This is a genomic window from Microbacterium sp. SW12 (genome assembly GCF_055391095.1).
The window spans coordinates 1,600,327-1,624,052 of sequence record NZ_AP024335.1 but is presented as its reverse complement, the minus strand read 5'-3'; the positions used below and the strand labels follow the sequence as shown (position 1 = coordinate 1,624,052).

General features: G+C 66.5%; 19 protein-coding genes, 3 tRNA genes, 1 other RNA gene and 1 pseudogene. 13 read left to right on the top strand and 11 right to left on the bottom strand.

Going from position 1 to position 23,726, the window contains the following annotated elements; genetic code table 11:
* Positions 1-13: 13 nt before the first annotated feature.
* The gene (locus MICSW_RS08150) at positions 14-517 is read right to left on the bottom strand and encodes a glutathione peroxidase (RefSeq protein WP_228178900.1); all 504 of its coding nucleotides are present in this window, start codon (positions 515-517) and stop codon (positions 14-16) included.
* 70 nt (positions 518-587) lie between these two features.
* On the opposite strand from MICSW_RS08150, the gene dusB reads away from it, so the two are divergent.
* The 5 genes from dusB to MICSW_RS08125 all read left to right on the top strand — a co-directional run bounded on the left by dusB (position 588) and on the right by MICSW_RS08125 (position 5,967).
* Positions 588-1,751, top strand: coding sequence for a tRNA dihydrouridine synthase DusB (gene dusB, locus MICSW_RS08145; protein ID WP_228178899.1), 1,164 nt, complete (start codon positions 588-590; stop codon positions 1,749-1,751).
* Entirely contained in the window at positions 1,744-3,060 is a 1,317-nt protein-coding gene (locus MICSW_RS08140) for a deoxyguanosinetriphosphate triphosphohydrolase (protein ID WP_292729386.1), read from the top strand. The genes dusB and MICSW_RS08140 overlap by 8 nt, the downstream gene beginning before the upstream one ends.
* A gap of 9 nt (positions 3,061-3,069) precedes the next feature.
* Positions 3,070-4,965 carry a DNA primase gene (gene dnaG, locus MICSW_RS08135; RefSeq protein ID WP_464495100.1) on the top strand — a complete coding sequence of 632 codons (1,896 nt, stop codon included), beginning with the start codon at positions 3,070-3,072 and terminating at the stop codon, positions 4,963-4,965.
* Between the two features lie 53 nt (positions 4,966-5,018).
* Positions 5,019-5,807, top strand: a complete 789-nt coding sequence (locus tag MICSW_RS08130; RefSeq protein WP_292729380.1) for an ATP-binding cassette domain-containing protein — start codon at positions 5,019-5,021, stop codon at positions 5,805-5,807.
* Between the two features lie 84 nt (positions 5,808-5,891).
* Positions 5,892-5,967, top strand: a tRNA-Asn gene (locus MICSW_RS08125).
* Positions 5,968-5,991: 24 nt separating this feature from the next.
* Here the strand turns inward: MICSW_RS08125 and def are convergent.
* Complete coding sequence (gene def / locus MICSW_RS08120; RefSeq protein WP_292729377.1) at positions 5,992-6,558, bottom strand: peptide deformylase; 567 nt, start codon at positions 6,556-6,558, stop codon at positions 5,992-5,994.
* A 56-nt stretch (positions 6,559-6,614) separates the two neighbouring features.
* Here def and MICSW_RS08115 point away from each other — a divergent pair, with 56 nt between their 5' ends.
* Both MICSW_RS08115 and MICSW_RS08110 read left to right on the top strand, forming a co-directional pair.
* A complete protein-coding gene (locus tag MICSW_RS08115; RefSeq protein WP_292735442.1) occupies positions 6,615-7,592 on the top strand; it encodes a DMT family transporter in 978 nt (325 codons plus the stop codon).
* Between the two features lie 58 nt (positions 7,593-7,650).
* A tRNA-Ile gene (locus tag MICSW_RS08110) sits at positions 7,651-7,724 on the top strand.
* Positions 7,725-7,967: 243 nt separating this feature from the next.
* On the opposite strand, the gene MICSW_RS08105 is transcribed toward MICSW_RS08110, so the two are convergent.
* Positions 7,968-9,554 (bottom strand): SPFH domain-containing protein, encoded by a 1,587-nt coding sequence (locus tag MICSW_RS08105; protein ID WP_464495094.1) that lies wholly within the window; start codon positions 9,552-9,554, stop codon positions 7,968-7,970.
* A 239-nt stretch (positions 9,555-9,793) separates the two neighbouring features.
* Here MICSW_RS08105 and MICSW_RS08100 point away from each other — a divergent pair, with 239 nt between their 5' ends.
* Entirely contained in the window at positions 9,794-10,297 is a 504-nt protein-coding gene (locus MICSW_RS08100; RefSeq protein ID WP_292729368.1) for a DUF3145 domain-containing protein, read from the top strand.
* A gap of 138 nt (positions 10,298-10,435) precedes the next feature.
* On the opposite strand, the gene MICSW_RS08095 is transcribed toward MICSW_RS08100, so the two are convergent.
* From MICSW_RS08095 to aceE, 7 genes are all read right to left on the bottom strand, one after another.
* A complete protein-coding gene (locus tag MICSW_RS08095; protein ID WP_464495092.1) occupies positions 10,436-12,136 on the bottom strand; it encodes a hypothetical protein in 1,701 nt (566 codons plus the stop codon).
* Positions 12,137-12,177: 41 nt separating this feature from the next.
* Positions 12,178-13,413: a beta-ketoacyl-[acyl-carrier-protein] synthase family protein gene (locus tag MICSW_RS08090; RefSeq protein WP_464495091.1), complete on the bottom strand. Its 1,236-nt coding sequence runs from the start codon at positions 13,411-13,413 to the stop codon at positions 12,178-12,180.
* Between the two features lie 51 nt (positions 13,414-13,464).
* Positions 13,465-13,713 carry an acyl carrier protein gene (locus tag MICSW_RS08085; RefSeq protein WP_464495088.1) on the bottom strand — a complete coding sequence of 83 codons (249 nt, stop codon included), beginning with the start codon at positions 13,711-13,713 and terminating at the stop codon, positions 13,465-13,467.
* Positions 13,714-13,806: 93 nt separating this feature from the next.
* Positions 13,807-14,808, bottom strand: a complete 1,002-nt coding sequence (locus tag MICSW_RS08080; protein WP_464495085.1) for a beta-ketoacyl-ACP synthase III — start codon at positions 14,806-14,808, stop codon at positions 13,807-13,809.
* Complete coding sequence (locus tag MICSW_RS08075) at positions 14,805-15,740, bottom strand: ACP S-malonyltransferase (RefSeq protein WP_464498279.1); 936 nt, start codon at positions 15,738-15,740, stop codon at positions 14,805-14,807. The genes MICSW_RS08080 and MICSW_RS08075 overlap by 4 nt, the downstream gene beginning before the upstream one ends.
* An 85-nt stretch (positions 15,741-15,825) precedes the next feature.
* Positions 15,826-17,043 (bottom strand): PucR family transcriptional regulator, encoded by a 1,218-nt coding sequence (locus MICSW_RS08070; RefSeq protein ID WP_292729357.1) that lies wholly within the window; start codon positions 17,041-17,043, stop codon positions 15,826-15,828.
* 10 nt (positions 17,044-17,053) lie between these two features.
* Positions 17,054-19,783, bottom strand: a complete 2,730-nt coding sequence (aceE, locus tag MICSW_RS08065; protein ID WP_228178882.1) for a pyruvate dehydrogenase (acetyl-transferring), homodimeric type — start codon at positions 19,781-19,783, stop codon at positions 17,054-17,056.
* A 208-nt stretch (positions 19,784-19,991) separates the two neighbouring features.
* Here aceE and MICSW_RS08060 point away from each other — a divergent pair.
* The 3 genes from MICSW_RS08060 (at position 19,992) to rnpB (ending at position 21,228) form a co-directional block, all read left to right on the top strand.
* Positions 19,992-20,064: transfer RNA gene (locus MICSW_RS08060), tRNA-Val, on the top strand.
* 1 nt (position 20,065) lies between these two features.
* Entirely contained in the window at positions 20,066-20,797 is a 732-nt protein-coding gene (locus MICSW_RS08055) for a zinc ribbon domain-containing protein (RefSeq protein ID WP_228178881.1), read from the top strand.
* 73 nt (positions 20,798-20,870) lie between these two features.
* An RNA gene (gene rnpB / locus MICSW_RS08050) (RNase P RNA component class A) lies at positions 20,871-21,228 on the top strand.
* A gap of 39 nt (positions 21,229-21,267) precedes the next feature.
* Here the strand turns inward: rnpB and ppgK are convergent.
* Positions 21,268-22,064, bottom strand: a pseudogene (gene ppgK, locus MICSW_RS08045) (polyphosphate--glucose phosphotransferase).
* A 72-nt stretch (positions 22,065-22,136) separates the two neighbouring features.
* On the opposite strand from ppgK, the gene MICSW_RS08040 reads away from it, so the two are divergent.
* Positions 22,137-22,349: an SPOR domain-containing protein gene (locus MICSW_RS08040; protein WP_464495079.1), complete on the top strand. Its 213-nt coding sequence runs from the start codon at positions 22,137-22,139 to the stop codon at positions 22,347-22,349.
* A 22-nt stretch (positions 22,350-22,371) separates the two neighbouring features.
* The gene (gene glnA / locus MICSW_RS08035; RefSeq protein ID WP_228178876.1) at positions 22,372-23,709 is read left to right on the top strand and encodes a type I glutamate--ammonia ligase; all 1,338 of its coding nucleotides are present in this window, start codon (positions 22,372-22,374) and stop codon (positions 23,707-23,709) included.
* Positions 23,710-23,726: the final 17 nt, after the last annotated feature.

Here is a 23,726-nt window from a genome sequence, read left to right as displayed (position 1 = left end):
AGGCCTCGCGAGATCAGCGGGGGAGTGAGTCTTCGATCACCTCAACGATCGACGGATCGTCGGGCTTGGTCGTCGGGCGGAACCGGTGGACGGTGCCGTCGGGGGTGAGCAAGAACTTCTCGAAGTTCCAGAGCACCGGACCCCGCTTGCCCTCGGCATCCTTCGCCTTCTTGAGCGCCTTGTAGAGCGGCGCGGCGTGAGAGCCGTTGACCTTGACTTTCTCGGCGATCGGAAACGACACACCCCAGGTGGTCGAGCAGTAGTCGAGGATTTCGTCCATGCTGCCCGGCTCCTGACCCATGAACTGGTTGCAGGGGAACCCGACCACGGTGAATCCGCGATCACCGTAGGTCTTCTGAAGCTGCTCGAGCTGCGCATACTGCGGTGTCAGACCGCACTTTGAGGCGACATTGACCACCAGTACAACACCGTCGCCGTAGTCCCCGAGCGTCGCGGTCTGGCCGTCGGCGGTCACGAAGGGGATGTCACGAAGAGAAAGCTGCTGCACGTCGGTCATGGTTTCAGGCTACCGGCGGCTGCGGGGGAGGGCGCGGCACGTCGAGGCGCAGGTCTGGGAGAATGGGTGGATGCCGTCAACACCGTCAGCCACGTCTGTCGCGCCGTTGCGCATCGGCCCGATCACGGTCGACGCGCCGGTCGTGCTCGCGCCGATGGCCGGCATCACCAACACCGCGTTTCGGCGGTTGTGTCGCGAGTACGGCGCCGGTCTCTATGTCAGCGAGATGATCACGTCACGGGCACTCGTCGAGCGCAACGACACGACGATGCGGTTGATCACCCATCACGAGTCCGAAACGCCGCGATCGATTCAGCTCTACGGTGTGGATCCCGCCACGGTGGAGGGTGCGGTTCGGGTACTGGTCGAGGAAGACCGGGCAGATCACATCGACATGAACTTCGGATGCCCCGTCCCGAAAGTCACGCGCAAGGGCGGCGGCGCCGCCCTGCCGTGGAAGCTCGGCCTCTTCCGTGAGATCGTGACGCGCGCCGTAGCCGCGGCGGGGCCCATCCCCGTGACGGTAAAGATGCGTAAGGGAATCGACGACGACCATCTCACCTATCTCCAAGCCGGCAGAATCGCCGAGGATGCCGGGGTCTCAGCCGTCGCGCTTCACGCTCGCACCGCCGCCCAGTTCTACTCCGGGGAAGCTGACTGGGAGGCGATCGCCCGACTCAAGGAGCACGTCACGTCAGTTCCGGTGCTCGGCAACGGCGACATCTGGGCCGCCGAGGACGCGACGCGGATGATGGCCGAGACCGGGTGTGACGGGGTCGTCGTGGGTCGGGGATGCCTTGGGCGGCCCTGGCTGTTCGGAGAGCTGGCGCGGGCGTTCGATGTGGATGCCGGCCCGACCGTGGACGCGAACCTCGGGTTCGTCGCGCAGGCGTTTCGCCGGCATGCCGAACTCCTCGTCGAGTTCTTCGAGGACGAGGGCCGCGGCTGTCGCGACATCCGTAAGCATGTCGCCTGGTACTTCAAGGGCTACCCGGTAGGCGGTGATCTGCGTGCTCGGCTCGCGACGGCATCCTCGCTCGCCGAGATCGACGAGCTTCTCGCGGAGCTGGACCTGGACGCCCCCTATCCCGGCGCCGCCGCCGAGGGCCAGCGTGGGCGCGCAGGGAGCCCGAAGCGACCCGCCCTGCCCGACCGGTGGCTTGAGTCGCAGGAGATCGACGGCGTGGAATCGTGCGCGCTGGCCGAGGCCGAACTGGATCACAGCGGTGGCTGAGCGGGGCATTCCGGTGCATCCGGGATATACGGATGCCGATGCCGAGCGCTTCTACGCTGAGCACCACCGATCGCAGCGCGACGGCTTCGCACGGGATCGGGCGCGCGTGCTGCATTCGGCTGCGCTTCGTCGACTTGCCGCAAAGACCCAAGTCTTGAGCCCGGCAAGCCCTGCGGACTTCGCTCGCAACCGCTTGACGCACTCGCTCGAGGTCGCGCAGGTCGGGCGCGAGCTTGCGACGGCGCTGCAGCTCGCACCTGACGTGGTCGATACCGCGTGCCTGAGTCACGACCTGGGGCATCCTCCCTTCGGCCATAACGGCGAGCGCGCCCTGAACGACTGGGCAGAAGACATCGGCGGGTTCGAGGGGAACGCGCAGACCCTGCGCATCCTGTCGCGCCTGGAGCCCAAGGTGATCGACGCCACCGGCCGAAGCCACGGCCTCAACCTCACGCGCGCGAGCCTGGATGCCACCTGCAAGTACCCGTGGACTTCCGCGCATCCGCTTCCTGATCCGGGTGGCCGGCTCAAGTACGGGGTATACGACGAGGATGAGGCGGTCTTCACGTGGATGCGCGAGGGCGCTCCCGGCCGCGTTCGCTGCATCGAGGCCGAGGTCATGGATCTCTCCGACGACATCGCCTATTCCGTACACGATTTCGAGGACGCCATCGTCAACGGGTACCTCGACCCCGCGCGCCTGGCCGACCCTGCCGAGCATGACGCGCTCATCCAGGCCATCCAGACCTGGGTGGGATACGACTTTGCGCGGGACGAGCTCGAGGACGCCCTCTATCGCCTCATGCGGATGCCGGAATGGGTTGCCAGTTTCTCGGGAACGCGCTCCGACCTCGCGCGGTTGAAGAACCTGACCAGCGACCTCATTGGACGCTTCGCGCGTGCCGCCGTGACGGCGACCCGGGCAGCAGCCGGAGGTCCGGAACTGACGCGTTTTCACGCACACGTCGTGGTGCCTCGTGTCATCGAGGCCGAGATGGGGGTGCTCAAGGGCATCATTGGTGCTGTGGTGGTGAGTATCGACGGCCGCAAGGCGCTGTACAAAGAGCAGCGGCGCCTGCTCAAGCGCCTGGCCACAGCGCTGTGGGAGAACCCGCATGAGCTGGATGCTGTGCACCGTGAAGACTTCGATCACGCCACGACCGACCGCGAACGGCGCCGCACCATCGTCGATCAAGTCGCAAGCCTGACCGATCAGCACGCGATCTCGTGGCACGGCCGCCTCGTTGGCGAGGTCGATGTCGCATCCCTCGGCATCTGGGTGCCCGGCGCGCCGATGCGGGCCCGGTAGGGCGGCCTGATGCCAGGACGGATCGCGCAGGCCGACATCGACGAGGTGAAGGCGCGGACGAACATCGCCGATGTGATCGGCGAGCGTGTAGCCCTCAAGCCCGCCGGTGTCGGTTCGCTGAAGGGACTGTGCCCCTTCCACGATGAGCGCAGCCCGAGCTTCCATGTGCGACCGCAGGTCGGCTTCTATCACTGCTTCGGGTGTGGCGAGTCCGGCGATGTGTACTCATTCCTGCGCAAGATGGACCACCTGAGCTTCACCGAGGCTGTCGAGCGGTTGGCCGGGCGGATCGGCTACACCCTGCACTTCGAGGAGGGCGGCGCGGCACCGGAGAACTCGGGACGTAGTCGCCTCTACGCGGCAAACGCTGCAGCTGCCGAGTACTTTCGAGCCCAGCTTCTGACGCCCGAGGCCGAGGTCGGACGCCGGTTTCTGGGTGAGCGAGGGTTCGACGCTGCTGCCGCTGCGCACTTCGGGGTGGGCTTTGCGCCCAAGGGCTGGTCAAACCTCTCAGACGCTCTCGCTGGGCAAGGGTTCACGCGCGAGGAGCTGTTGGCTGCGGGGCTGCTCTCGCAGGGCCAGCGCGGCACGTACGACCGCTTTCGTGGCCGCCTCATCTGGCCGATCCGAGATGTGACCAGCCAAGTCGTCGGGTTCGGGGCGCGACGGCTGCTCGAGGATGACCAGGGGCCGAAGTACCTGAACACCCCAGAGACCTCGATCTACCGGAAGTCGCAGGTACTGTACGGCCTCGACCTTGCCAAGCGAGACATTTCCCGGGAGCATCGCGTCGTGGTCGTCGAGGGCTATACCGATGTCATGGCGTGTCATCTCGCAGGCATCACGACGGCGATCGCAACCTGTGGAACGGCGTTCGGCAGCGATCACATCACGGTGCTCAGGCGTGTCATGGGCGACGATTCGAGCGGGGGAGAGGTCGTCTTCACCTTCGACCCGGATGCCGCGGGTCAGAAGGCGGCGCTCCGCGCCTTCGCCGACGAGAAGCGCTTTTCGGCACAGACGTACGTGGCCGTGGCGCCGGACGGGCTAGACCCGTGCGACCTGAGGCTCGCTCGTGGTGACGACGCCGTGCGCGCCCTCATGACAACCAAGGCGCCGATGTTCGAGTTCGTCATCGACCAGCGCCTTTCGCAGTACGACCTCGGCACTGTGGAGGGGCGCGCCGCAGCGCTCCGCGCAGCCGCACCTGTTGTCGCCGACATCCGAGACCCGTCGTTGCGACCCGGGTACGTCCGCGTCCTCGCGCGCCGGATCGGTCTGGATCTCGACGAGGTGAGCGCAGCGGTATCGCGAGCTTCCCGTTCGCGTGACACGGGCGGGTCGCTGCAGCGGCGTGGGCGCGATGACTCGCCGCCGGCTGAGCGCCAGCATCCGGATGACGGAGCCGCCGCCTCCGCACCGGTGCTGATCCCGACGATCGCGTCGCTTCCTCGTACCCGCGATGTCGTGATCGAGCGTGACGCGCTCATGGCGGCTCTGCAATTCGGGCACCGCCTCGACGATGCGACGGTCCGTCGCGCCCTGGGAGCGGCGTTCCAGCACCCCGCGCTCGATGCCGTTCGTGCCGCCGTGGTCGAGGCGCCCGATTACACGCGAGCGGGATGGGCAGTGCAGGCCGTTGACACCATCCGCGAGCCCTACCGCGCGCTCGGCTCGGAGCTGCTCATGTCTGCGTTCCCGGCCCTCGGCGAGGCGGATGCCGCAGCCTCGGCATCCGATTTGATGCGTCGATTGATCGTGCGACGCGTCGATTCGGAGAAGGCGGAACTGGTTCGCGCAGTCCAGCGCGTGCCTCCGGACTCCGAGGAGGGGCGTCGGATTCGCCTGCAGCTGCGCGAGCTCGATCTGGAGCGGCAGCGCTGGACAGGCGACACCGAACGCTGATCGACCGGGACTCTGGACTGGATCCCAGCGCAACGGCACGGCAGGATGAGGGTATGTCTCCTCGTCGCAGAGCCACCGAAGCGGCGATCGTGTGCTCGGACCTCTCGATCAGTCACACCGGTCGCGGCGAGACCGACAAGCTCATCGACGGGATCACCTTCACTGTCGCTCGCGGCTCGGTTCTTGCGCTCATGGGTCCTACCGGCGCCGGAAAATCGAGCCTCCTTTCGGTGCTTGCTGGTCGCGCGCACGAAGGCGTGTCGGTCACCGGGGGAGACGCGCTCGTCGATGGCATCTCGGTCCGGCGCCCCGGCAGGGCGATCCGCGAACTGACATATTTCGCCGGCTACCTGCCTCAATCAGCCGGCGCACACTTGCCCTCCCGGCTGACGGTCTCGGAGGTCATCGCCGAGCCGATCACCTCGAGGGAGCGGCGAATCAACCAGAAGGCCCTCGCGATCCGCGTCGCGGGCCTGCTCGATGAGCTCATGCTTCCCCTGGGCGTTGCGAACAAGTTCCCCTACGAGCTTTCGGCGGGGATGCGCCAGCGTGTGGCGCTCGCCCGAGGCCTCGTCGTCGACCCGCGGATTCTCGTGGCCGACGAACCGTTCGCGAATCTCGATGTCGAAGTCCGCAAAGCCGCGCGCGAGGCCATCACGCGGCGACGAGATGACACCGGCATGGCAGCTGTCGTCTCCACGCATGACCCCGAAGCCGTGAAGGAACTCGACGCGAACGTGCTCGTGCTGCGCGGTGGGCACGTCGTCGCCTTCGGCCACGGTACGAACGATCTGATCTGGACGCCGAGCGCAGAAGCAGACCGCCGCTTCGTCGTGTCCTGACGGCGCGACGAAGGCCTGGCTCGCGTCGTTGAAACCCCGTCGGCTTTGCTAAGATAGTGGGGTTGCCCGCTGCGGCGGGCATATTCCTCGGTAGCTCAATTGGCAGAGCAATCGGCTGTTAACCGATAGGTTCTTGGTTCGAGTCCAAGCCGGGGAGCCATTACTCCATACCCTCGTCCTCCGTTCAGGCGTCGAGGTCGTCCACTCCCGGCATCCACGACTTCCCCGGTGTGCCCCAGCCCTGTTTGCGGGAGATCTTCTGGGCGGTGCGCCAGTCGCGGTCACCGAGCCGGTCCAGGTAGAGCACACCGTCGAGGTGGTCGAACTCGTGTTGCAGGATGCGGGCGCGCCATCCATCGACCTCGATGTCGACGGGCTGGCCGTCGAGATCGATCCCGGTGACCCGGGCACGCTCGGAGCGGCGCAGCGGGAACCGCTCACCCGGGAACGAGAGGCATCCCTCCGACTCCTCATCGGGATCGGGCTCGCCCGGTTCCAGGGGAGTGATCCACAGCTCCGGGTTGATGACCACGCCTCGCCACGGTGCACCGTCGTCATCGGTGTAGCTGTAGGTGAAGATCCGAAGCCCTACGCCTACCTGCGGGGCCGCCAGGCCGACGCCAGGAGCGGCATCCATCGTCTCGTACATGTCAGCGACGAGCTGACGGATGTCATCGCTGATCTCCGCGACGGGAGTGGCGGGAGCGTGGAGGACGGGATCGCCCATGATGCGGATCGGGAGAACAGCCATGCGACAAGCCTATTGAGACACACGGCGTCTGGCCGACGCCGGGATAGGGTCGAATCGTGCTCCTCCTGACCGTGTCGGCAAGCGTGACCGACCAGATCACTGAGGCGTTCCGCGACCCCGCGATCCTCGCCGGGATTCCCCTTGCGCTGCTCGGCGCCATCTTCATGTCGTTCGGTGCCCAGTATCAGTACCGGGGCGTCCAGAAGGTTGAGAAGCTCACCGGCCGCTCTGGCGGGAACGGGCTCGATCGCAATCATCTTCTGAACTTGCTGCGGCGGCCATCGTGGCTGGCGGGCACCATCATGTTGGGGCTCGCGATCGTCTGCCAGCTCGCGGCGCTTTCGGTGGCGCCGCTGATCCTGGTGCAACCGCTCGGAGCCGTCTCGCTGGTCATCACCACCCTGCTCAACGCCCGCATCAGTGGGCATCGCCCCACGCGCCAGTCGATTCGATCGATCATCGCGGCAGTGGGCGGGATCTTCATCTTCGTGACGATCGCCGCGTTCTTTGCCACCGAGCGCCCCGTCACGCAGGCGCAGCTGCTGGTCATCCTCGGTCTGCTGGCGGTGACCATCGTCATTTTCGCCGTTCTCTGGCTCGTGTTCCGCAAGCACGGTCTAGCGCTGTTCTACATCGTCGCCTCAGGCGTTCTCTACGGCTTCGTGGCGACACTCGCGAAGGTGGTCCTGAGCCGGATCCGGGACCAGAACTTCGACTGGCTCACTCTGCTGTGCGTCGTCGCCCTGTTGGCGGCGGTGGCGGTCGGTGCGTACTTCGTCCAGACGGCGTACAGCCTCGGGCCACCCGATCTCGTGATCGCGGGCCTGACGGTGATCGACCCGATCGTGGCGGTGGTCATCGGGCTTGTCGTGCTGCAGGAAGCCGAGACTGCGCCGCTGTGGGCCTTCATCGGGTTCGGGGTCGCCGGCGCCCTCGCCGTATACGGAGTGATCAGCCTGGCGCGCAACCACCCCCAGGTGATCAGCGACAGCCTCGAGCTACCGTTCACGCGCGGAAGCTCCTCGGACGATTGATCGGCAGACGGTTCGAAGTCCGCGTCGTGAGCGCACGCCCGGTACGCTGATCTGGCAGGGGGCGGTGGCCAAGCTGGTCAAGGCAGCGGGCTCATAACCCGACGATCGTGGGTTCAAGTCCCACCCGCCCTACGAACAGAGCCCCGCCGTCTGGCGGGGTTCTGTTCGTTGTCGGGGGTGTTGCCGAGAGCGCACCTTGTGGGTGGGCCCCATTCGCCGGAGGCTCCGCGGATCGCGTAGCGAGCCGTGGAGGGGCGAAAGGGACAAGTCCCACCCGCCCTACGAACAGAGCCCCGCCGTGTGGCGGGGTTCTGTTCGTTGTCGGGGGTGTTGCCGCGAACGCGCCTGTGGGTGGGCGGGTGTTGCCGTCGAACGCTATTCCGCCTTCGGCTTGGTTGTGCGCCGGGAGGTGGCTACTTGCACGGGTTCGCTCGCGGCGGCATCCGCCATACCGGAGCCGAAGGCACGGCCGACGGCCTGCCCCTGGATGATGGTGGCGAGGTCAATGCCGGTTGCCGCCTGAACACTGTCGAAAACCGACTTCATGGCTGTCGCGCTGTCGGCCCCGATGACGCGGGATGCGCCCTCCTCGCCGGATCCGCCACCGACGATCGAGACGTTGCCGATGGCGGAGTAGCCCTTCGCGAACTCCGCCATGATCGAGGGGAGCACATCGAGCACGCGCTGAGACAGAATCGCCTCCTGGTTCGAAGCGATGGCTTCGGCCTCGGCTTCGATCGACTCGGCACGCGCCTGACCTTCGGCCCGGATCGCGTCGGCCTCGGCCTCTGCGCGCAGGCGCCGCGCGGTGGCTTCTGCGTCCGCGAGGGCGCGCAGTGCGCTGGCCTCACCGGCGGCGCGCGCCTCGGCAGCGGCTGCCTCACCGGCGGCGCGGGCCCGATCCGCTTCAGCCTGCTGCTCGGCGATTCGGGTGCGAGCCTCAGCTTCTTTGATCTTCTCGATCGCGGCAGCCTCTGCGGCACGTTCGCGAGTGTAGAGCTCGGCCTGAGCACGCGTCTCAGCCTCGTATCGCTGAGCGTCGGCGACGCGCTTGACGTCGGCATCCAGCTGTGCCTGCCGGTTCTCGGCCTGCTGCTGCAGAACCGCCTGCTCAGCCTGGGCTCTCGCGAGTTGCTCAGCCTGTTCGGCCTCGGCGCGGGCGCGACCGATACCGGCATTCGCATTGGCGGTATTGGTGTCCAGCGCCGTCTGCTCGATCAGGTTCGCTTCTTGGTTCGCGATGTTCTTCTGATTGATCGCGCGGTCGGCGTTGGTCTGCGCAATCTCGGCGGCCTGGCGTTTGGCCTGGATCTCGGGTGCGCCGAGCGACTGGATGTAGCCCATCGCGTCAGTGATTCCCTTGATCTGGAACGAGTCGAGGATGAGGCCCTGCTCGGCGAGCTCCTGAGAGACATCGGCGGCGATCTGATCCGAGAACTTCTTGCGCTCGCGCATGAGTTCGACGACCGACAGCGTCGCAACGATTCCGCGCAGCGCTCCCTCAAGCTGCTCCGTGGTGAACTGTTCGATCGCCTTGTCCTGTGACGCGAAACGCTCGGCGGCACGGCGGACGAACACCGGGTCGGACCCGATCTTGACGATCGCAACGCCATCGACGTTGAGCGTCACATTGTCGAGCGACTGCGCCTCGGCGTTCAACGACACCTGGCGAGAACGCAGGGAGATGATCTCGTGACGCTGCGTGATGGGGTTGACCAGTGACTTGCCGTTGACGATCACGGTGACCGGGGATTCGGACATCTCCGATCGGCTCGTGCCGTCGGCATCCATCACCGTGGTCTGCACTCGCTGCTTGCGGCCCGAGATGACAAGGGCCTCGTCTGCGCGAGCGACCTTGATCCATGCCTTCGCCAACAGGAGGCCGATGAGCGCGATGATGATCGCCGCAACGACTGCTATCCCGATGATGATCAGAGTGCCGACAAAACCGGCTGCCTCCATGGATGTCTCCTTTTGGTTCAGGCGCGCGCTCGAACAAGCGCGCGCCGAGAGCCGCATGTTGCCCCCGGGTTCAGCCTTTCAGACGGACGGGCTCCGGCAAAGCCCGAATATCGCGCCCTGCACCGGTGAATCACAGGCTTGTGATTCGGGTCGCCCCGGGCGATAATGGGCCCAATAACAGAACAGCCACAGATCTCCTGAGGACGTTGGGGAAGACGCACCTCAGAACGGAGATCGATATGGCTACATCAATGACGCGCGGTGTGGTGATGATTCACTCCGCGCCGCGGGCGTTGTGCCCCCACCTGGAGTGGGCGGTGGGACGCGCGCTCGGTCGCGCGGTGAGCTTCGACTGGGCCGACCAGCCGGTATTGCCCGGCGCGCGGCGCGCTGAGTACTTCTGGTCGGGACCTGTCGGCACGGGAGCTGCGATTACGTCCGCCATGCACGGTTGGGAGCACCTGCGTTTCGAGGTGACCGAAGATCCGTCGGCCGCCTCAGACGGCGCTCGGTGGATGCACACGCCGGACCTCGGCATCCATCATGCGCAGACGGATGCCGCAGGCAACGTGGTCGTCGGGGAAGACCGCGTCCGGTACGCGCTGGAACTGGCGATACGGGACGTTCATGACATGCAGCGCGAACTGCAGGTCGCGCTCGGTTCGGCATGGGATGACGAACTCGAGCCGTTTCGTCACGCCAGTGACGACGCGCCAGTGGTGTGGCTTCACAAGGTGGGGTAGCAGGCTTCGCGTGCAGCGCGCGTGCGTACCGGATGTCGGATGAGTCGATTCCCGGCGCTGGGAGAGCGTGGCAGCACGTGACGATGAGAACGGGTTCCTCCGGGCAGAGTTGCGGAGGGGCCCGTTCTGCGTTCGGCTTCAGCAGTTCGGCGGCGTCGGATGACCGGCCGGCGGGTGCCCCTGGATCTCGCCCCAGGCGTATCCGCTGACCGCGTTGCCGTCGAGTGTGCCGGAGTACGAGAACAGCCCCTCGTAGACGGCGCGCCCGAGTGCGTTTAGCTCCTGGTCTTGGGCGGTGGCGTTGAAGACGAGGTCGGCCGCGGGTCGCGATGCCGAGGCATCCAGCTTCACGGCGTAGGACAGCTCATAGACGTAGCAGCTATGCGGCGAGGTCCACGTGCTCGTCGGATCCGGCGTGATGTGGATCGCGCCCTGCGGCCAGTTGGCGGTCGGCTGAAGGGTGCCATTGCCTGACTGGGAAGATCCGGCTCCGCCGAGCATGGCGTAGTAGAGGTTCCCAACGTCCTGCTGGCCGGTCACCGCGATCAGCATGCCCTGGTCGGTGTCGGGTAGTTGGACCGAGAACTCCGTCCATGCGTACCCGTTGCTGACGATGTACTTGGCGGAATCGTTGTACGTCTCGGTGAGATTGTCGAAGAACAGCACGCCTCCGGTGCCGCCTCCCGCGTAGGTCGATCCGATCTGAATCGACCACGACTCGACCTCGACGAGCGGCATCGAGTAGTAGTGCGAGCCCTGACCGGTCATCGGATCATTCGTTGCCGCGAGGTAGCTGCCGATGTCCCCGCCGTAGTCGTTCATGATCGGGGTGCGCTGGTCGCTGGTCGCGATCGGGCCACCGGACGCCGGGAGCGGCGTCCCATCGAACATCCACAGCGGGAAGAACCCGTTGGGTCCGTATCCCCACTGGATGATCCCTGTCGTGTCACGCGCGCGGATGGTCAGGGAGGTCGGCTCGCTGACGCCGGATTGGTAAATTCCGGTGTCGACCGAGACGGTGAGCTCGTAGATCGCGCCGACGGCGCCGATGGATCCGGAAACGACCCGCATGTCGACCGTCTGAGGCGGCTCGCCGTGATTCTGCTGCTCGACGTGGATGCTCCACGGCTGGTAGGTGATGCTCGTGGGAACCGTGATGTCGGCGAGGCCGTCGATTCCACCGAACGCGGGTCCGCTGTTCTGGTCGAGCCGGTTGAAGATCAGTCCCGACTCTTCAATGGTGAGGAGGGGGACCTGAAGGCCCGGGATGACCGAGTTTCCCTGCGACATCAACGCGATCGCGTTGATGCTCCCGTCGTCACCGACGAGGTGCCCGAAGAACTCGTAGGACTGCGAGTCGTACTGGGGGAGACCGGTTGACAGGTAGGCCCGGAATCCGGTGCAGTCCCGACCCTGTGCGAGCGGCACCGGTGAGTACTGGGCGATGGAGCCAAACGCGAGAACGGGATCCGCGGGTGGTGTGTTGCTGGTGGGGCACGCCGGCGGGATCGTGGGTGTCGGCGTCGGTGTCGGTGTCGGCACGGGCGCCGGGTCGGGGTTCGAGGTCGGTTGCGGTGTTGGACGACCGGAGCCGCCCGTGCCGCCGCCGTGACCTGGATCGATCGGTGCTGGCGGAGCGGGCGTCGGACGAGCGGTCGGAGTGGCAGTGGGGGTAGCGGTCGGCGTCGATTGACGCCCCTGGATGGTTGCCGAGGGCGACGAGGAGGGGGACGCTGAGGTCTCCGGTGCGGCAGTGGGAGGTCCGAAGGTGCACCCACTCAGCCCGAGGAAGGACAGCGCCATGACCGGAGCCAGCACCATCGCACGAACAGAACCCACAGGTTGAGTCTGCCACACGGGGTCAGCCCGGCTGAGCGTCCCTAGACGCTGCGGAACGCCGCGACGGCGTTGTGTCCGCCGAATCCGAACGAGTTGCTGATAGCGACATGATCGCCGTCGCCGAGTTCGACGGCTTCGCCCACCCGCAGCGGAATCTCGGGGTCCTGTTCTGTGATGTTGATCGTCGGGGGAGCGAGGCGGTTGTGCAGCGCCAAGACGGTGAAGACTGCCTCCAGAGCACCCGTTCCACCGAGCAGGTGTCCGGTGGAAGCCTTGGTCGCAGAGACGGGGATCTCGTGCACGCGGTCGCCGAAGACCGACAGCAACGCCTTGTACTCGGCGATATCACCCGTAGGTGTTGAGGTGGCGTGTGCGTTGATGTGCGTGACATCGTCGACGGAGGCGCCAGCCTGTTCGAGAGCCTGCCGCACCGCCCGTGAGGCGCCGAGGCCTTCAGGCTCGGGAGCCGTGATGTGGTACGAGTCGGCAGTGACGGACCCGCCGGCTACGACGGCGTATATTCGGGCGCCGCGGGCCCGAGCGTGCTCTTCGGTCTCGAGCACGAGGGCGGCAGCCCCCTCGCCCATGACGAAGCCGTCCCGGTCGATGCTGTAGGGGCGTGAGGCGTGCGCGGGGTCGTCGTTGCGCCGCGAAAGGGCCTGCATCGACGCGAAGGCCGCGAGGGTGATCGGGTGGATCACCGACTCGGTGCCGCCCGCGATCACGACATCGGCGAGGCCGAGGCGGATGTGCTCGACGGCGTTGACGATGGACTCGGTGCTGGATGCACAGGCCGAGGCCACGGTCCGTGCGTAGGCGCGCGCTTCCAGGTGCATCGAAATGGCCGCTGCAGGCGCGTTGGGCATGAGCATGGGAACCGACATCGGCATGACGCGCCGCGGACCCTTTTCACGAAGCGTGTCCCAGCCATCGAGGAGAGTCCACAGGCCGCCGATCCCCGTAGCGAAGTCGACACCGAGGCGTTCGGGTTCGACCTCCGGTGTTCCGGCATCCGCCCACGCTTCGCGGGCAGCCACCAGGGCGTACTGCGACGACGGGTCAAGACGCTTTGCCTCGGGCCGGGCCAGGACGGTGTCCGCCGGAACGCGCGCGGATGCCGCGAACGTCACGGGAAGCTCGTAGGTGGCAACCCAGTCGTGCTCGAGTGAGCGCGCCCCGGATTCGCCGGCCAGCAGTGCCGACCAGGAATCGGGCGCGGTTCCTCCGATGGGGGTGGTGGCGCCGATGCCGGTGACGACGATGCGTGAACTGCTCATGTAGTCCTCAGGGATGGTCCGGTGGGGGCTGCGCCCCCACCGGAGATCGGGTCACGCCTGGTTCGACGTGATGTAGGTGACGGCGTCGCCGACGGTGTTGAGGTTCTTGACCTCGTCGTCGGGAATGGTCACGCCGAACTTCTCCTCGGCGTTGACGACGATGGTCATCATCGAGATCGAGTCGATGTCGAGGTCGTCGGTGAACGACTTCTCCATGGCGACCTCGTCGGCCGAGATGCCGGTCTCGTCGGTGATGAGTTCGGCGAGTCCTGCGAGGACGTCGTCGTTTGTGAGTGCCATGGGTATCTCCCTCTGGGTTGATGTGGATGGGTTGTGGTCGGTGTGGGCCTCAGGTGAGGCCGTCCTGCCAGTCTAGAGTTCGAGGCTCCGCCGTCACGGGAGCACGACGACCTGCGCGCCGTAGACCAGCCCCGCTCCGAAGCCGATCTGCAGGGCGAGGCCGCCGCTCAGTTCGGGGTGCTCCGCCAGAAGCCGGTGGGTGGCGAGCGGGATGGAGGCGGCGGAGGTGTTCCCGGTTGTCTCGATGTCGCGCCCGATCACGACGGACTCCGGCAGCCCGAGCTGCTTGGCGAACTCGTCGATGATTCGCATGTTCGCCTGGTGGGGAACGAAAGCTGCAAGGTCGGATGCCTCGACTCCCGCAGCCGCGAGGGCCTCACGGGCAACCTTGACCATCTCCCATACCGCCCAGCGGAAGACCGTCGGTCCCTCCTGGCGGAGCGTAGGCCACGGTGCGGTTCCGTCACGGAACTCCGTGAGTGTGTAGTTCATTCCGACGGCGTCGGCCTTCGAACCATCCGAGCCCCACACCGTCGGGCCGATGCCCGGAGTGTCGGATGGACCCACCACAGCGGCGCCCGCTCCGTCGCCGAGCAGGAACGAGATGGAGCGGTCGGTCGGGTCGACGATGTCACTGAGCTTCTCGGCGCCGATTACCACGGCGTAGTGCGCGCCGCCCCCGCGGATCAGCGCGTCTGCCTGGCCCACGCCGTACGCGAACCCCGCACACGCGGCGTTCAGGTCGTAGGCTGCGGCATCCTTCGCTCCGATGCGCTCCGCAACGATCGCCGACACCGAGGGGGTCTGCCGGGGGTTGGAGATCGTTGCCACGATCACGGCGTCGATCTTGTCCGGAGCGACGCCCGACTTCGAGACGGCTTCGGTGGCAGCATCCGCGGCAAGGTCGATCGCGGTGGTCGTCTCGACCGCGCGCACTCGGGTCACGATTCCCGTCCGTTGGCGGATCCACTCGTCGCTCGAATCGATCGGCCCGACAAGATCGTCATTGGGAACGACTCGTTCGCCCCGTGCCGCGCCATAGGCGTAAATCCGGGTGTGCGCAGCACCCTGGGGCTGACGAAGGGTCGCGGTCATTCGGCGTCTCCTTGAGCGGATGCGGCTGCCAGAAGCTCGGCTGCCGGTGTGAGGTCATCGGGTGACTTGACCGCGACCGAGGGTACTCCGCGCAGCGCGCGCTTCGCGAGGCCGACGAGGGTACCGCCGGGGGCGAACTCGATAAGTCCCGAAACACCGGCGGCGGAGAACGACTCCATACACGCGTCCCACCGAACCGGAGAAGCAACCTGATCGACGACGAGCGAGAGTGCCTCCGCGCCGCTGTTCACGAGCGAACCGTCTCGATTCGTCCACAACTGCAGGCCCGGGTCTGACGGGGTGACGGCTGCTACGGCTGACCGCAGTGTCTCGACCGCTGGCGCCATGTAGTGCGTATGGAAGGCACCCGCAACCGAGAGCGGAATCACACGGGTCCCCGTCGGGGGCTCGGCGCTTAGCGCGGCGAGCGCCTCAGCCGCACCTGCGGCCACGATCTGGCCACCGCCGTTGAAGTTCGCCGGGGTGAGATCGAGCGACGCGAGACGCTCCTCAACCACTGCCTGGTCGCCGCCGATCACGGCGCTCATTCCGGTGTCAGCGAGCGATGCTGCATCCGCCATCGCCCGGCCGCGGATCCCGACGAGCCGCAGGGCAGTCTCCGCATCAATGACCCCCGCAGCTGCCAGCGCGGCGAACTCGCCCACCGAGTGCCCGGCGACCCCGTCGACCGGCGCAGAGGCGCTCTGCGTAAAGAGCTCCCACGACAGAACGGAGGCGGCGACGATGAGCGGCTGCGCGATTCGCGTGTCACGAATAGTCTCAGCGTCCGCCTCGGTTCCCGCCTCGATGAGGTCGACCTCTGCCCACTGCGAGAACTGATCGAGACGTGCGCGGACCCCATCGCGTTCGAGCCAGGGCCGGAGGAATCCTGGTGTTTGGGAGCCTTGACCAGGGAAGAGGGCGATGATCACCATCCCATCCTGCCAGCGTGTCGAGCGGTCATTCTGGAGATTCTGATCGAGAAAACGCGCATTCGTTTGTCGCGCGTCTACACGCTCAGGCTGACACGCGGCGGTGCAGCGCGGCAGGTCGGCGACGCACCGACTCCGTGCCGATCGATCCCAGGATGAGTGCAGTCTGGAGGATGAGCGCCTCCCGGGGACCCGTGGCATCCCAGCCGATGACCTCCGAGACCCGCTTGAGGCGATACCGAACCGTGTTGGGGTGTACGAACAGTTCACGCGCGGTGGCCTCGAGCGACCGGCCGTTGTCGAGGTAGCTCCACAGGGTCGTGACCAGATCCGTCGAATGCGCATGAAGCGGACGGTAGATGCGCTCGATCAAGGTCTGCTTGGCCAACGGATCGCCGGCGAGGGCGCGCTCGGGCAGCAGATCGTCGGCTTCGACCGGCCGTGGCGCATGCCGCCACGCTCGGGCAACGGCAAAACCGGCCAGGGCCGCCCGCGCGCTCATGCTTGCATCGACCAATGCCGGCACCGCGGGGCCGAGCACGAGGTAGCCCGGCCCAAAGCCGGGCTCGAGGCGACGAGCGATCTCGGGGAAGGGCAAGTCCTGCTCCGCGTCTTCCGCCCGTGGTGACGGCTCCGACCGCCCGATCACCAGAACCAGTCGCGACCCCTGCACGCCGATCAGAACATCCACGCCGAGCTTGCGCGCGGTTCGGCGCAGCTGGTCGACGTCGAACTGCGGCGGCGTCGTGCCCACCAGAACAGCGACTTCGCCGTGACCATGCCATCCGAGTGCGGCAATCCGACTCGGGAGCTCCTCGTCGGCCTCGCCCGTGAGGATCGAATCCACGACGAGGGCCTCAAGACGTGCATCCCACAGTCCCCGCGCTTCGGCGGCTCGCGCATACACGTCGGCCGCGGCGAACGCGACCTCCCGGGAGTAGAGGAGGATCGCCTCACGCAGACTTTCGCTCTTGCTCGCGATCCGCTCCTCCGTGACCGTCACTGAGACGCGGATGAGCTGAAGCGTCTGCTGCAGGCTCACGCTGCGCAACAGCTCGCGGGGCGCGGCGGCGAAGATGTCGGCGGCGATCCAGGGCGTCGACTGCGGATCGTCGTACCACTGGATGAAGGATGTGATTCCCGCCTGAGCGACCAGGCCTACCGCGGACCGACGCGCAGGCGGCATCTCCGAGTACCAGGGCAGACTCTGCTCGAGTCGCTGAATCGTCGCGGTCGCGAGATCCCCCGAGATGCGGCGTAGCCACGCCAGAGTCTCGGCCTTGTCGGTGGGATGCGCTGTCATGGCCGGGTCGTCAGCTCTCCCCGCCCGCGTTTCCGCTTGTGCCCGCCTTGACGTTGTGCAGGTCATACTTGCGGATCGCCTGGCCGGCAAGGGCCCGATCGACGGCTCCCTCCTCGGCCAACGCCTGCAGCGTGCGCACCACGATCGAGGGGCCGTCGATCTTGAAGTAGCGTCGCGCAGCCGGACGCGTGTCCGAGAAGCCGAAGCCGTCGGCGCCGAGCGTCGCGAAACGCCCCGGAACCCACGGACGGATCTGATCCTGAACGGCGTGCATGAAGTCACTGACGGCGACCACGGGGCCCTCGGCGTCCTGCAGCTTCTCGCTGATGTACGCGCGGCGGGGCTCGTTTTCGGGGTGCAAGAAGTTGTGCTCGTCGGCGGCGAGGCCGTCGCGGCGCAGTTCGGTCCACGACGTCACCGACCACACGTCGGCCTGAACGCCCCAATCGTCGCGCAGCAACTGCTGGGCTTCGAGCGCCCACGGCACACCGACCCCCGATGCCAGAAGCTGGGCACGCGGGCCCTCACCCTCGGCGGTGGAGATGCGATGGATGCCGCGCACGATGCCTTCGACATCCACACCCTCGGGCTCCGCAGGCTGAACAAGCGGCTCGTTGTAGACCGTGAGGTAGTACATGACGTCGGGGTCGGGGTGGTGTCCGCCGTACATCCGCTCCAGGCCCGACTGCACGATGTGCGCGATCTCGTACCCGTATGCCGGGTCGTACGAGACCGTGGCCGGGTTCGTCGACGCCAGAAGGTGCGAGTGGCCATCGGCGTGCTGGAGACCTTCACCTGTCAGGGTTGTCCGTCCCGCGGTCGCGCCGATCACGAAGCCGCGCGTCATCTGGTCGCCGGCGGCCCACTGCGCGTCGCCCGTCCGCTGGAACCCGAACATCGAGTAGAAGACGTACACCGGAATGAGCGGCTCGCCGTGCGTTGCGTAGGACGTGCCCGTGGCGGTGAACGCGGCCAGCGCGCCGGCCTCGTTGATGCCGACGTGCATGATCTGACCCTGCGGGCTCTCCTTGTAGGCGAGAAGCAGATCGCGGTCGACCGAGGTGTAGTTCTGGCCGTGCGGGTTATAGATCTTCTGCGTCGGGAAGAACGCGTCGATCCCGAAGGTGCGTGCCTCGTCGGGAATGATCGGCACGATGCGGTTGCCGAATCCCTTCGCGCGCAGCAGGTCCTTGAGCAGGCGCACGAACGCCATCGTGGTGGCGACTTCTTGCGTACCCGACCCCTTCTTTGGCATGGCATACACGTCGTCGCCCGGCAGCGTGATCGCGGTGTGCGAGGTTCGGCGCTGGGGGAGGAACCCGCCGAGGGACCGACGGCGCTCCATCATGTACTGGATGGTCTCGTCCTGCGGTCCGGGGTTGTAGTACGGCGGCAGGTACGGGTTCTCCTCGAGCTGGGCATCCGAGATGGGGATACGCATCGAGTCGCGGAAGTGCTTGAGATCCTCGAGCGTCATCTTCTTCATCTGGTGGGTCGCGTTACGACCCTCGAAGTGGTGACCGAGGCCGTAGCCCTTGATCGTCTTGGCGATGATGACGGTGGGCTGGCCCTTGTGCTCGACTGCCGCCTTGTAGGCCGCGTAGACCTTGCGGTAGTCAAGGCCACCGCGGCGCAGCTTGCCCCAGATCTCGTCGTCGGTCCAATCCTTAACGAGCGCCGCCGTGCGCTCATCGCGGCCGAAGAAGTGCTCACGGATGAATGCGCCGTCTTCAGCACGGTAGGTCTGGAAGTCGCCGTCCGGCGTGGTGTTCATCAGGTGCACGAGCGCGCCGTCGGTGTCTTTGGCGAGCAGTTCGTCCCAGCCGGTTCCCCAGACGACCTTGATGACGTTCCAGCCCGCGCCCCGGAAGAAGCTCTCGAGCTCCTGGATGATCTTCCCGTTGCCACGCACGGGACCGTCGAGACGTTGCAGGTTCGCGTTGATCACGAACGTGAGGTTGTCGAGGCCTTCGTTAGCGGCTACCTGAAGCTGACCGCGGCTTTCGACCTCGTCCATTTCCCCGTCGCCGAGGAACGCCCAGACGTGGCTGTCGCCGACATCCTTGATGCCACGGTTCGTCAGGTACTTGTTGGTCATCGCCTGGTAGATCGCGTTGATCGGCCCGAGACCCATCGACACGGTCGGGAACTGCCAGTAGTCCGGCATGAGACGCGGGTGCGGGTACGACGGCAGACCGTTGGGTGCCGCCGACTTCTCCTGCCGGAAGCCGTCGAGCTGTGCTTCGGTCAGGCGTCCCTCCAGGAAGGAGCGAGCGTAGGTTCCGGGGGAGGCATGCCCCTGGATGAAGATCTGATCGCCGCCGGACGGGTGATCCGGGCCGCGGAAGAAGTGGTTGAAGCCGACCTCGTAGAGGGACGCGGACGAGGCGTAGGTCGAGATGTGACCGCCGACGCTGATGCCCGGACGCTGCGCGCGGTGGACCGTGATGGCAGCATTCCAGCGAATCCAGCGACGGTAGCGGCGCTCCAGCTCCTCGTCACCGGGGAACTCAGGCTCCGCATCCGGCGAGATCGTGTTGATGTAGTCGGTGGTTGGCACCTGCGGCACGTTGAGCTGGAGCTCGTGCGATGTCTGCAACAGGCTCAGCATGATTTCCCTGCCTCGCCCCTGGCCCTTGGCCGAGACGAGCTGGTGGAGGGACTCCTGCCATTCCGCAGTCTCGTCGGGGTCGCTGTCGAGCGGTCCCTGCGAGTACGGATCCTGATCGTTGACGGTCACGTGAAACCTTTCTTCGACGGGCAGGGTGTGCCACGAACGGGCGGCCGTGCGCTGCAGGGTGAGCATCGCAGGGTCTGGTCGTGCGCGTGTCGTACGGCAGACCACGACCCAGCCTAGCGAGTCCCGCATCCGGTGGGAGCGGGCGAGGCGGCCGGGCTCGGTCAGCCGAAACCATGGATGCCGCTTTGGCCCCGTAGACTCGCCTCGAGGGCCTTTAGCTCAGCTGGTAGAGCGCCACGTTTACACCGTGGATGTCGTCGGTTCGATCCCGGCAGGGCCCACATGAATGCGAGTCCCGACGACCAGCGGCGTCTTCTCGAGGTCGCTGCCTTGGACGCCCGCATCCGGAGTGCCGCCGCAGCGGCGCGTTCACCCGAACAGGCCGCGCGGATCTCTGAGCTGATGCAGGCGCGCACCGAGCTGAATCAAGACCTCGTTCGGGCGCGGGGGACCGTCGATGACGTCCGCGCCGAGCAGCGTCGCCTCGACGACGATCTGAAGGTCGTCGAGGCCCGCATCGCCCGCGATACGGCACGGCTCGCCGACTCGGCCAACGCCAAGGAGGCGCAGAACCTCGAGCACGAGCTAGCGGCTCTGGCGCGGCGAAAGAGTGATCTGGAAGACGCCGACCTCGAGGCGATGGAGCGTGCGGAGGCTGCCGAAGAGATTGTCGCCGGCCTCGAAGCTCGACTTCGAGAGGTCAACGAAGAAGGCGCATCGCTCAGCGCCGCGGCGAAGGCGGCGGTATCAGCGGCCCAGGCCGACGAGGCTGCCGCGACCCGTGACCGCGAGGCTGTCGCATCCACGGTCGCCTCCGATCTTCTCGGTCTCTACGACAAGCTCGCCCAGCGAAGCGCCGGTGCCGCCCTGTTGACCCGACAGACCTGCGGCGGATGCCACATGGTGCTTGCTGGCAGCGACCTCAGCGCGCTGCGTGCCGCCGCGCCGGAGTCTGTCGTCACCTGCCCCGAGTGCGGCTGCATCCTCGTGCGCACGGAGGAGTCGGGTCTCTAGCTCAGCCGGCAGCTAGACCCCGCGGGGCGCCGCGTAGACCCCGCGGGGCGCCGCGTAGACTCGGCGGTGCGAATGGGTCGGCCGGACGGTCGCGTCGTGGCGGTGCCACGCCGAGGAACGTCCGGGCTCCACAGGGCAGGGCGGTGGGTAACACCCACCCGGAGCAATCCGCGAGACAGTGCCACAGAAAGCAGACCGCCGGGCTCGTCCCGGTAAGGGTGAAAGGGTGGTGTAAGAGACCACCGGGGTCGTGGCGACACGACCCGCACGGTAAACCTCGTCCGGAGCAAGGCCAGACAGGGGATGATGACGCGGCTCGCCGAGTCCCCGGGTAGGCCGCTAGAGCGGCGCGGCAACGCGTCGCCGAGAGAGATGACCGTCGACGGAGCAGCGCTCCCGAACAGAACCCGGCGTACAGGCCGGCCCATTCGCCCTGTCGGGGCCGTACAGCTCCCGACAGGGCCGCCCTCTCACTGCGCGGCGGTGGCCTGCGCGAGCTGCGGCATCACCCCGAGCGAGAGTGCAGCTGCGCCGATGATCCCGGAGTTGTTGCGGTGCACCGCCGGCACGATCGGGGTGTTGAGCTTCAGCAGCGGCAGGAACTCCTCCGGGTGCTTCGAAACGCCGCCACCCACGACGAAAAGGTCGGGGGAGAAGAGGAACTCGAGGTGGCTGTAGTACCACTGCAGCCGCTTAGCCCACTTTGCCCAGGACAGTTCTTCCCGCTCCATGGCGGAATAGGCCGCGTAGTACTCGGCATCCTTGTCCTTGCCAGGGCGAGCGAGGTGGCCGAGTTCTGAATTGGGAATCAGGACGCCGTTGTAGATCATCGCCGAGCCGATGCCGGTGCCGAGGGTGGTGAGCAAGACGAGTCCCTCAACACCCTTCGCCGCGCCGTAGCGCACCTCGGCAACGCCGGCGACATCGGCATCGTTGGCGAAATGGATGTCGCGGCCCAGCCCGTCTTCGAAGAACTTCTCAGCCTCGAAGCCGATCCACTTTTCCGAAACGTTCGCCGCCGACAGGGTCTTGCCGTTCTTCACGATCGCGGGGAACGCAACGCCCAGGGGGATATCCGAGTCCGCCACCTCGAGCGTTTCGAGAACCTGCTTGACGGCATCCAGCACCGCGGGCGGCTCGGCTCCGGGCGGGGTGGGGACCTTGATGCGATCGGTGACGAGCTCACCCGCTTCGAGGTCGACAACACCCCCTTGATTCCCGTGCCGCCGATGTCGATGCCCACTGCTCGGGTCAGGTCAGATGCCATGCGATCAGCCTACCCATCCCGGCGCCTCCGATCAGTAGGATCGAGTCAACGGAACCCACCGAGGGAGCAGACGTGTCAGCTGACGCCGAGAAGTACTGGTACAACCTGACCACCGGTCAGGTAGAGAAGGGCTTCGAGTCGCCCGCTGTCGACCGTGCCGGTCCGTTCGAGACCGCAGAAGAGGCAGCTCGCGCGCCGGAGATCATGAAGGAGCGCTCGCGCGCGTGGGCTGATGACGAAGCACGCGAGGACTCCTGGGGTTCCGGCGGCAGCGCCACCCACTGACGTTCGTACCGAGAGGACCTCCATGGACAAGCAGCGGGACTTTGTTCTTCGCACGATCGAGGAGCGCGGCGTCAAGTTCGTGCGCCTGTGGTTCACCGACGTGATCGGGACGCTCAAGTCGGTGGCAGTTGCGCCGGCCGAGGTTGAGGGTGCGTTCACGGAGGGCCTGGGCTTTGACGGTTCGGCCATCGAAGGGCTTACCCGCTCCTACGAGTCCGACCTGCTCGCGCATCCCGACCCGACCACGTTCCAGATCCTGCCGTGGCGCGGAGAGATCGACCCGACCGCGCGCATGTTCTGCGACATCACGACCCCCGACGGCCAGCCCGCCGTCGCCGACCCGCGTCATGTGCTCAAGCGCACCCTGGCAAAGGCCGCGGACGCGGGATTCACGTTCTACACGCATCCCGAGATCGAGTTCTACCTCCTCAAGTCCTCGTCGTACGGCGCGGAGGGGCCGGAACCAGTCGACTCCGCGGGGTACTTCGACAACGTTCCCGGCGGCACCGCTCACGACTTCCGTCGCCGGTCGGTGAGGATGCTCGAAGACCTGGGAATCTCGGTCGAATACAGCCACCACGAAGGTGGTCCGGGACAGAACGAGATCGACCTGCGCTACGCCGACGCGCTGGCTACCGCCGACAACATCATGACCTTCCGCACGGTCATCAAAGAGGTGGCCATCGAGCAGGGCGTCTATGCGACCTTCATGCCCAAGCCGCTCAGCGGTCAGCCGGGAAGCGGCATGCACACGCACATGTCGCTGTTCGAGGGGGACGTGAACGCCTTCTACGAGGAAGGCGCCCAATACCAGCTGTCGAAGGTCGGGCGGCAGTTCATCGCCGGTCTCCTGCGCCATGCCAACGAGATCAGCGCCGTCACGAACCAGTTCGTCAACTCCTACAAGCGCCTGTGGGGCGGCGACGAGGCGCCCAGCTTCATCTGCTGGGGTCACAACAACCGCTCGGCCCTCGTGCGCGTCCCGATGTACAAGCCCAACAAGGGTCAGTCCTCGCGGGTCGAGTACCGAGCGCTGGACTCCGCTGCCAACCCCTACCTGGCTTATGCGCTGCTGCTCGCCGCCGGCCTCAAGGGCATCGAAGAAGGGTACGAGCTGCCGGCAGAGGCGGAAGACAACGTCTGGTCGCTCAGTGACTCCGAGAGGCGAGCCCTGGGCTACGCGCCGCTCCCGCAGAGCCTCGACCACGCGTTGGAGTACATGGAGGACTCCGAACTCGTGGCCGAGACGCTCGGCGAGCAGGTGTTCAACTACGTCCTGCTCAACAAGCGCCGCGACTGGCAGCAGTATCGTGCACAGGTCACCCCGTACGAGCTGAAGAGCAACCTCGAGATGCTCTGACGCGCCCGGGACCGTCG

Excerpts from the sequence above, each read along its gene's own strand:
- glnA (WP_228178876.1), top strand. The coding sequence starts at position 22,372 with ATGGACAAGCAGCGGGACTTTGTTCTTCGCACGATCGAGGAGCGCGGC.
- MICSW_RS08105 (WP_464495094.1), bottom strand. The coding sequence starts at position 9,554 with ATGGAGGCAGCCGGTTTTGTCGGCACTCTGATCATCATCGGGATAGCA.
- MICSW_RS08150 (WP_228178900.1), bottom strand. The coding sequence starts at position 517 with ATGACCGACGTGCAGCAGCTTTCTCTTCGTGACATCCCCTTCGTGACC.
- def (WP_292729377.1), bottom strand. The coding sequence starts at position 6,558 with ATGGCTGTTCTCCCGATCCGCATCATGGGCGATCCCGTCCTCCACGCT.
- MICSW_RS08130 (WP_292729380.1), top strand. The coding sequence starts at position 5,019 with ATGTCTCCTCGTCGCAGAGCCACCGAAGCGGCGATCGTGTGCTCGGAC.
- MICSW_RS08090 (WP_464495091.1), bottom strand. The coding sequence starts at position 13,413 with ATGAGCAGTTCACGCATCGTCGTCACCGGCATCGGCGCCACCACCCCC.
- MICSW_RS08085 (WP_464495088.1), bottom strand. The coding sequence starts at position 13,713 with ATGGCACTCACAAACGACGACGTCCTCGCAGGACTCGCCGAACTCATC.
- MICSW_RS08080 (WP_464495085.1), bottom strand. The coding sequence starts at position 14,808 with ATGACCGCGACCCTTCGTCAGCCCCAGGGTGCTGCGCACACCCGGATT.
- dusB (WP_228178899.1), top strand. The coding sequence starts at position 588 with ATGCCGTCAACACCGTCAGCCACGTCTGTCGCGCCGTTGCGCATCGGC.
- MICSW_RS08055 (WP_228178881.1), top strand. The coding sequence starts at position 20,066 with ATGAATGCGAGTCCCGACGACCAGCGGCGTCTTCTCGAGGTCGCTGCC.
- MICSW_RS08070 (WP_292729357.1), bottom strand. The coding sequence starts at position 17,043 with ATGACAGCGCATCCCACCGACAAGGCCGAGACTCTGGCGTGGCTACGC.
- MICSW_RS08100 (WP_292729368.1), top strand. The coding sequence starts at position 9,794 with ATGGCTACATCAATGACGCGCGGTGTGGTGATGATTCACTCCGCGCCG.
- dnaG (WP_464495100.1), top strand. The coding sequence starts at position 3,070 with ATGCCAGGACGGATCGCGCAGGCCGACATCGACGAGGTGAAGGCGCGG.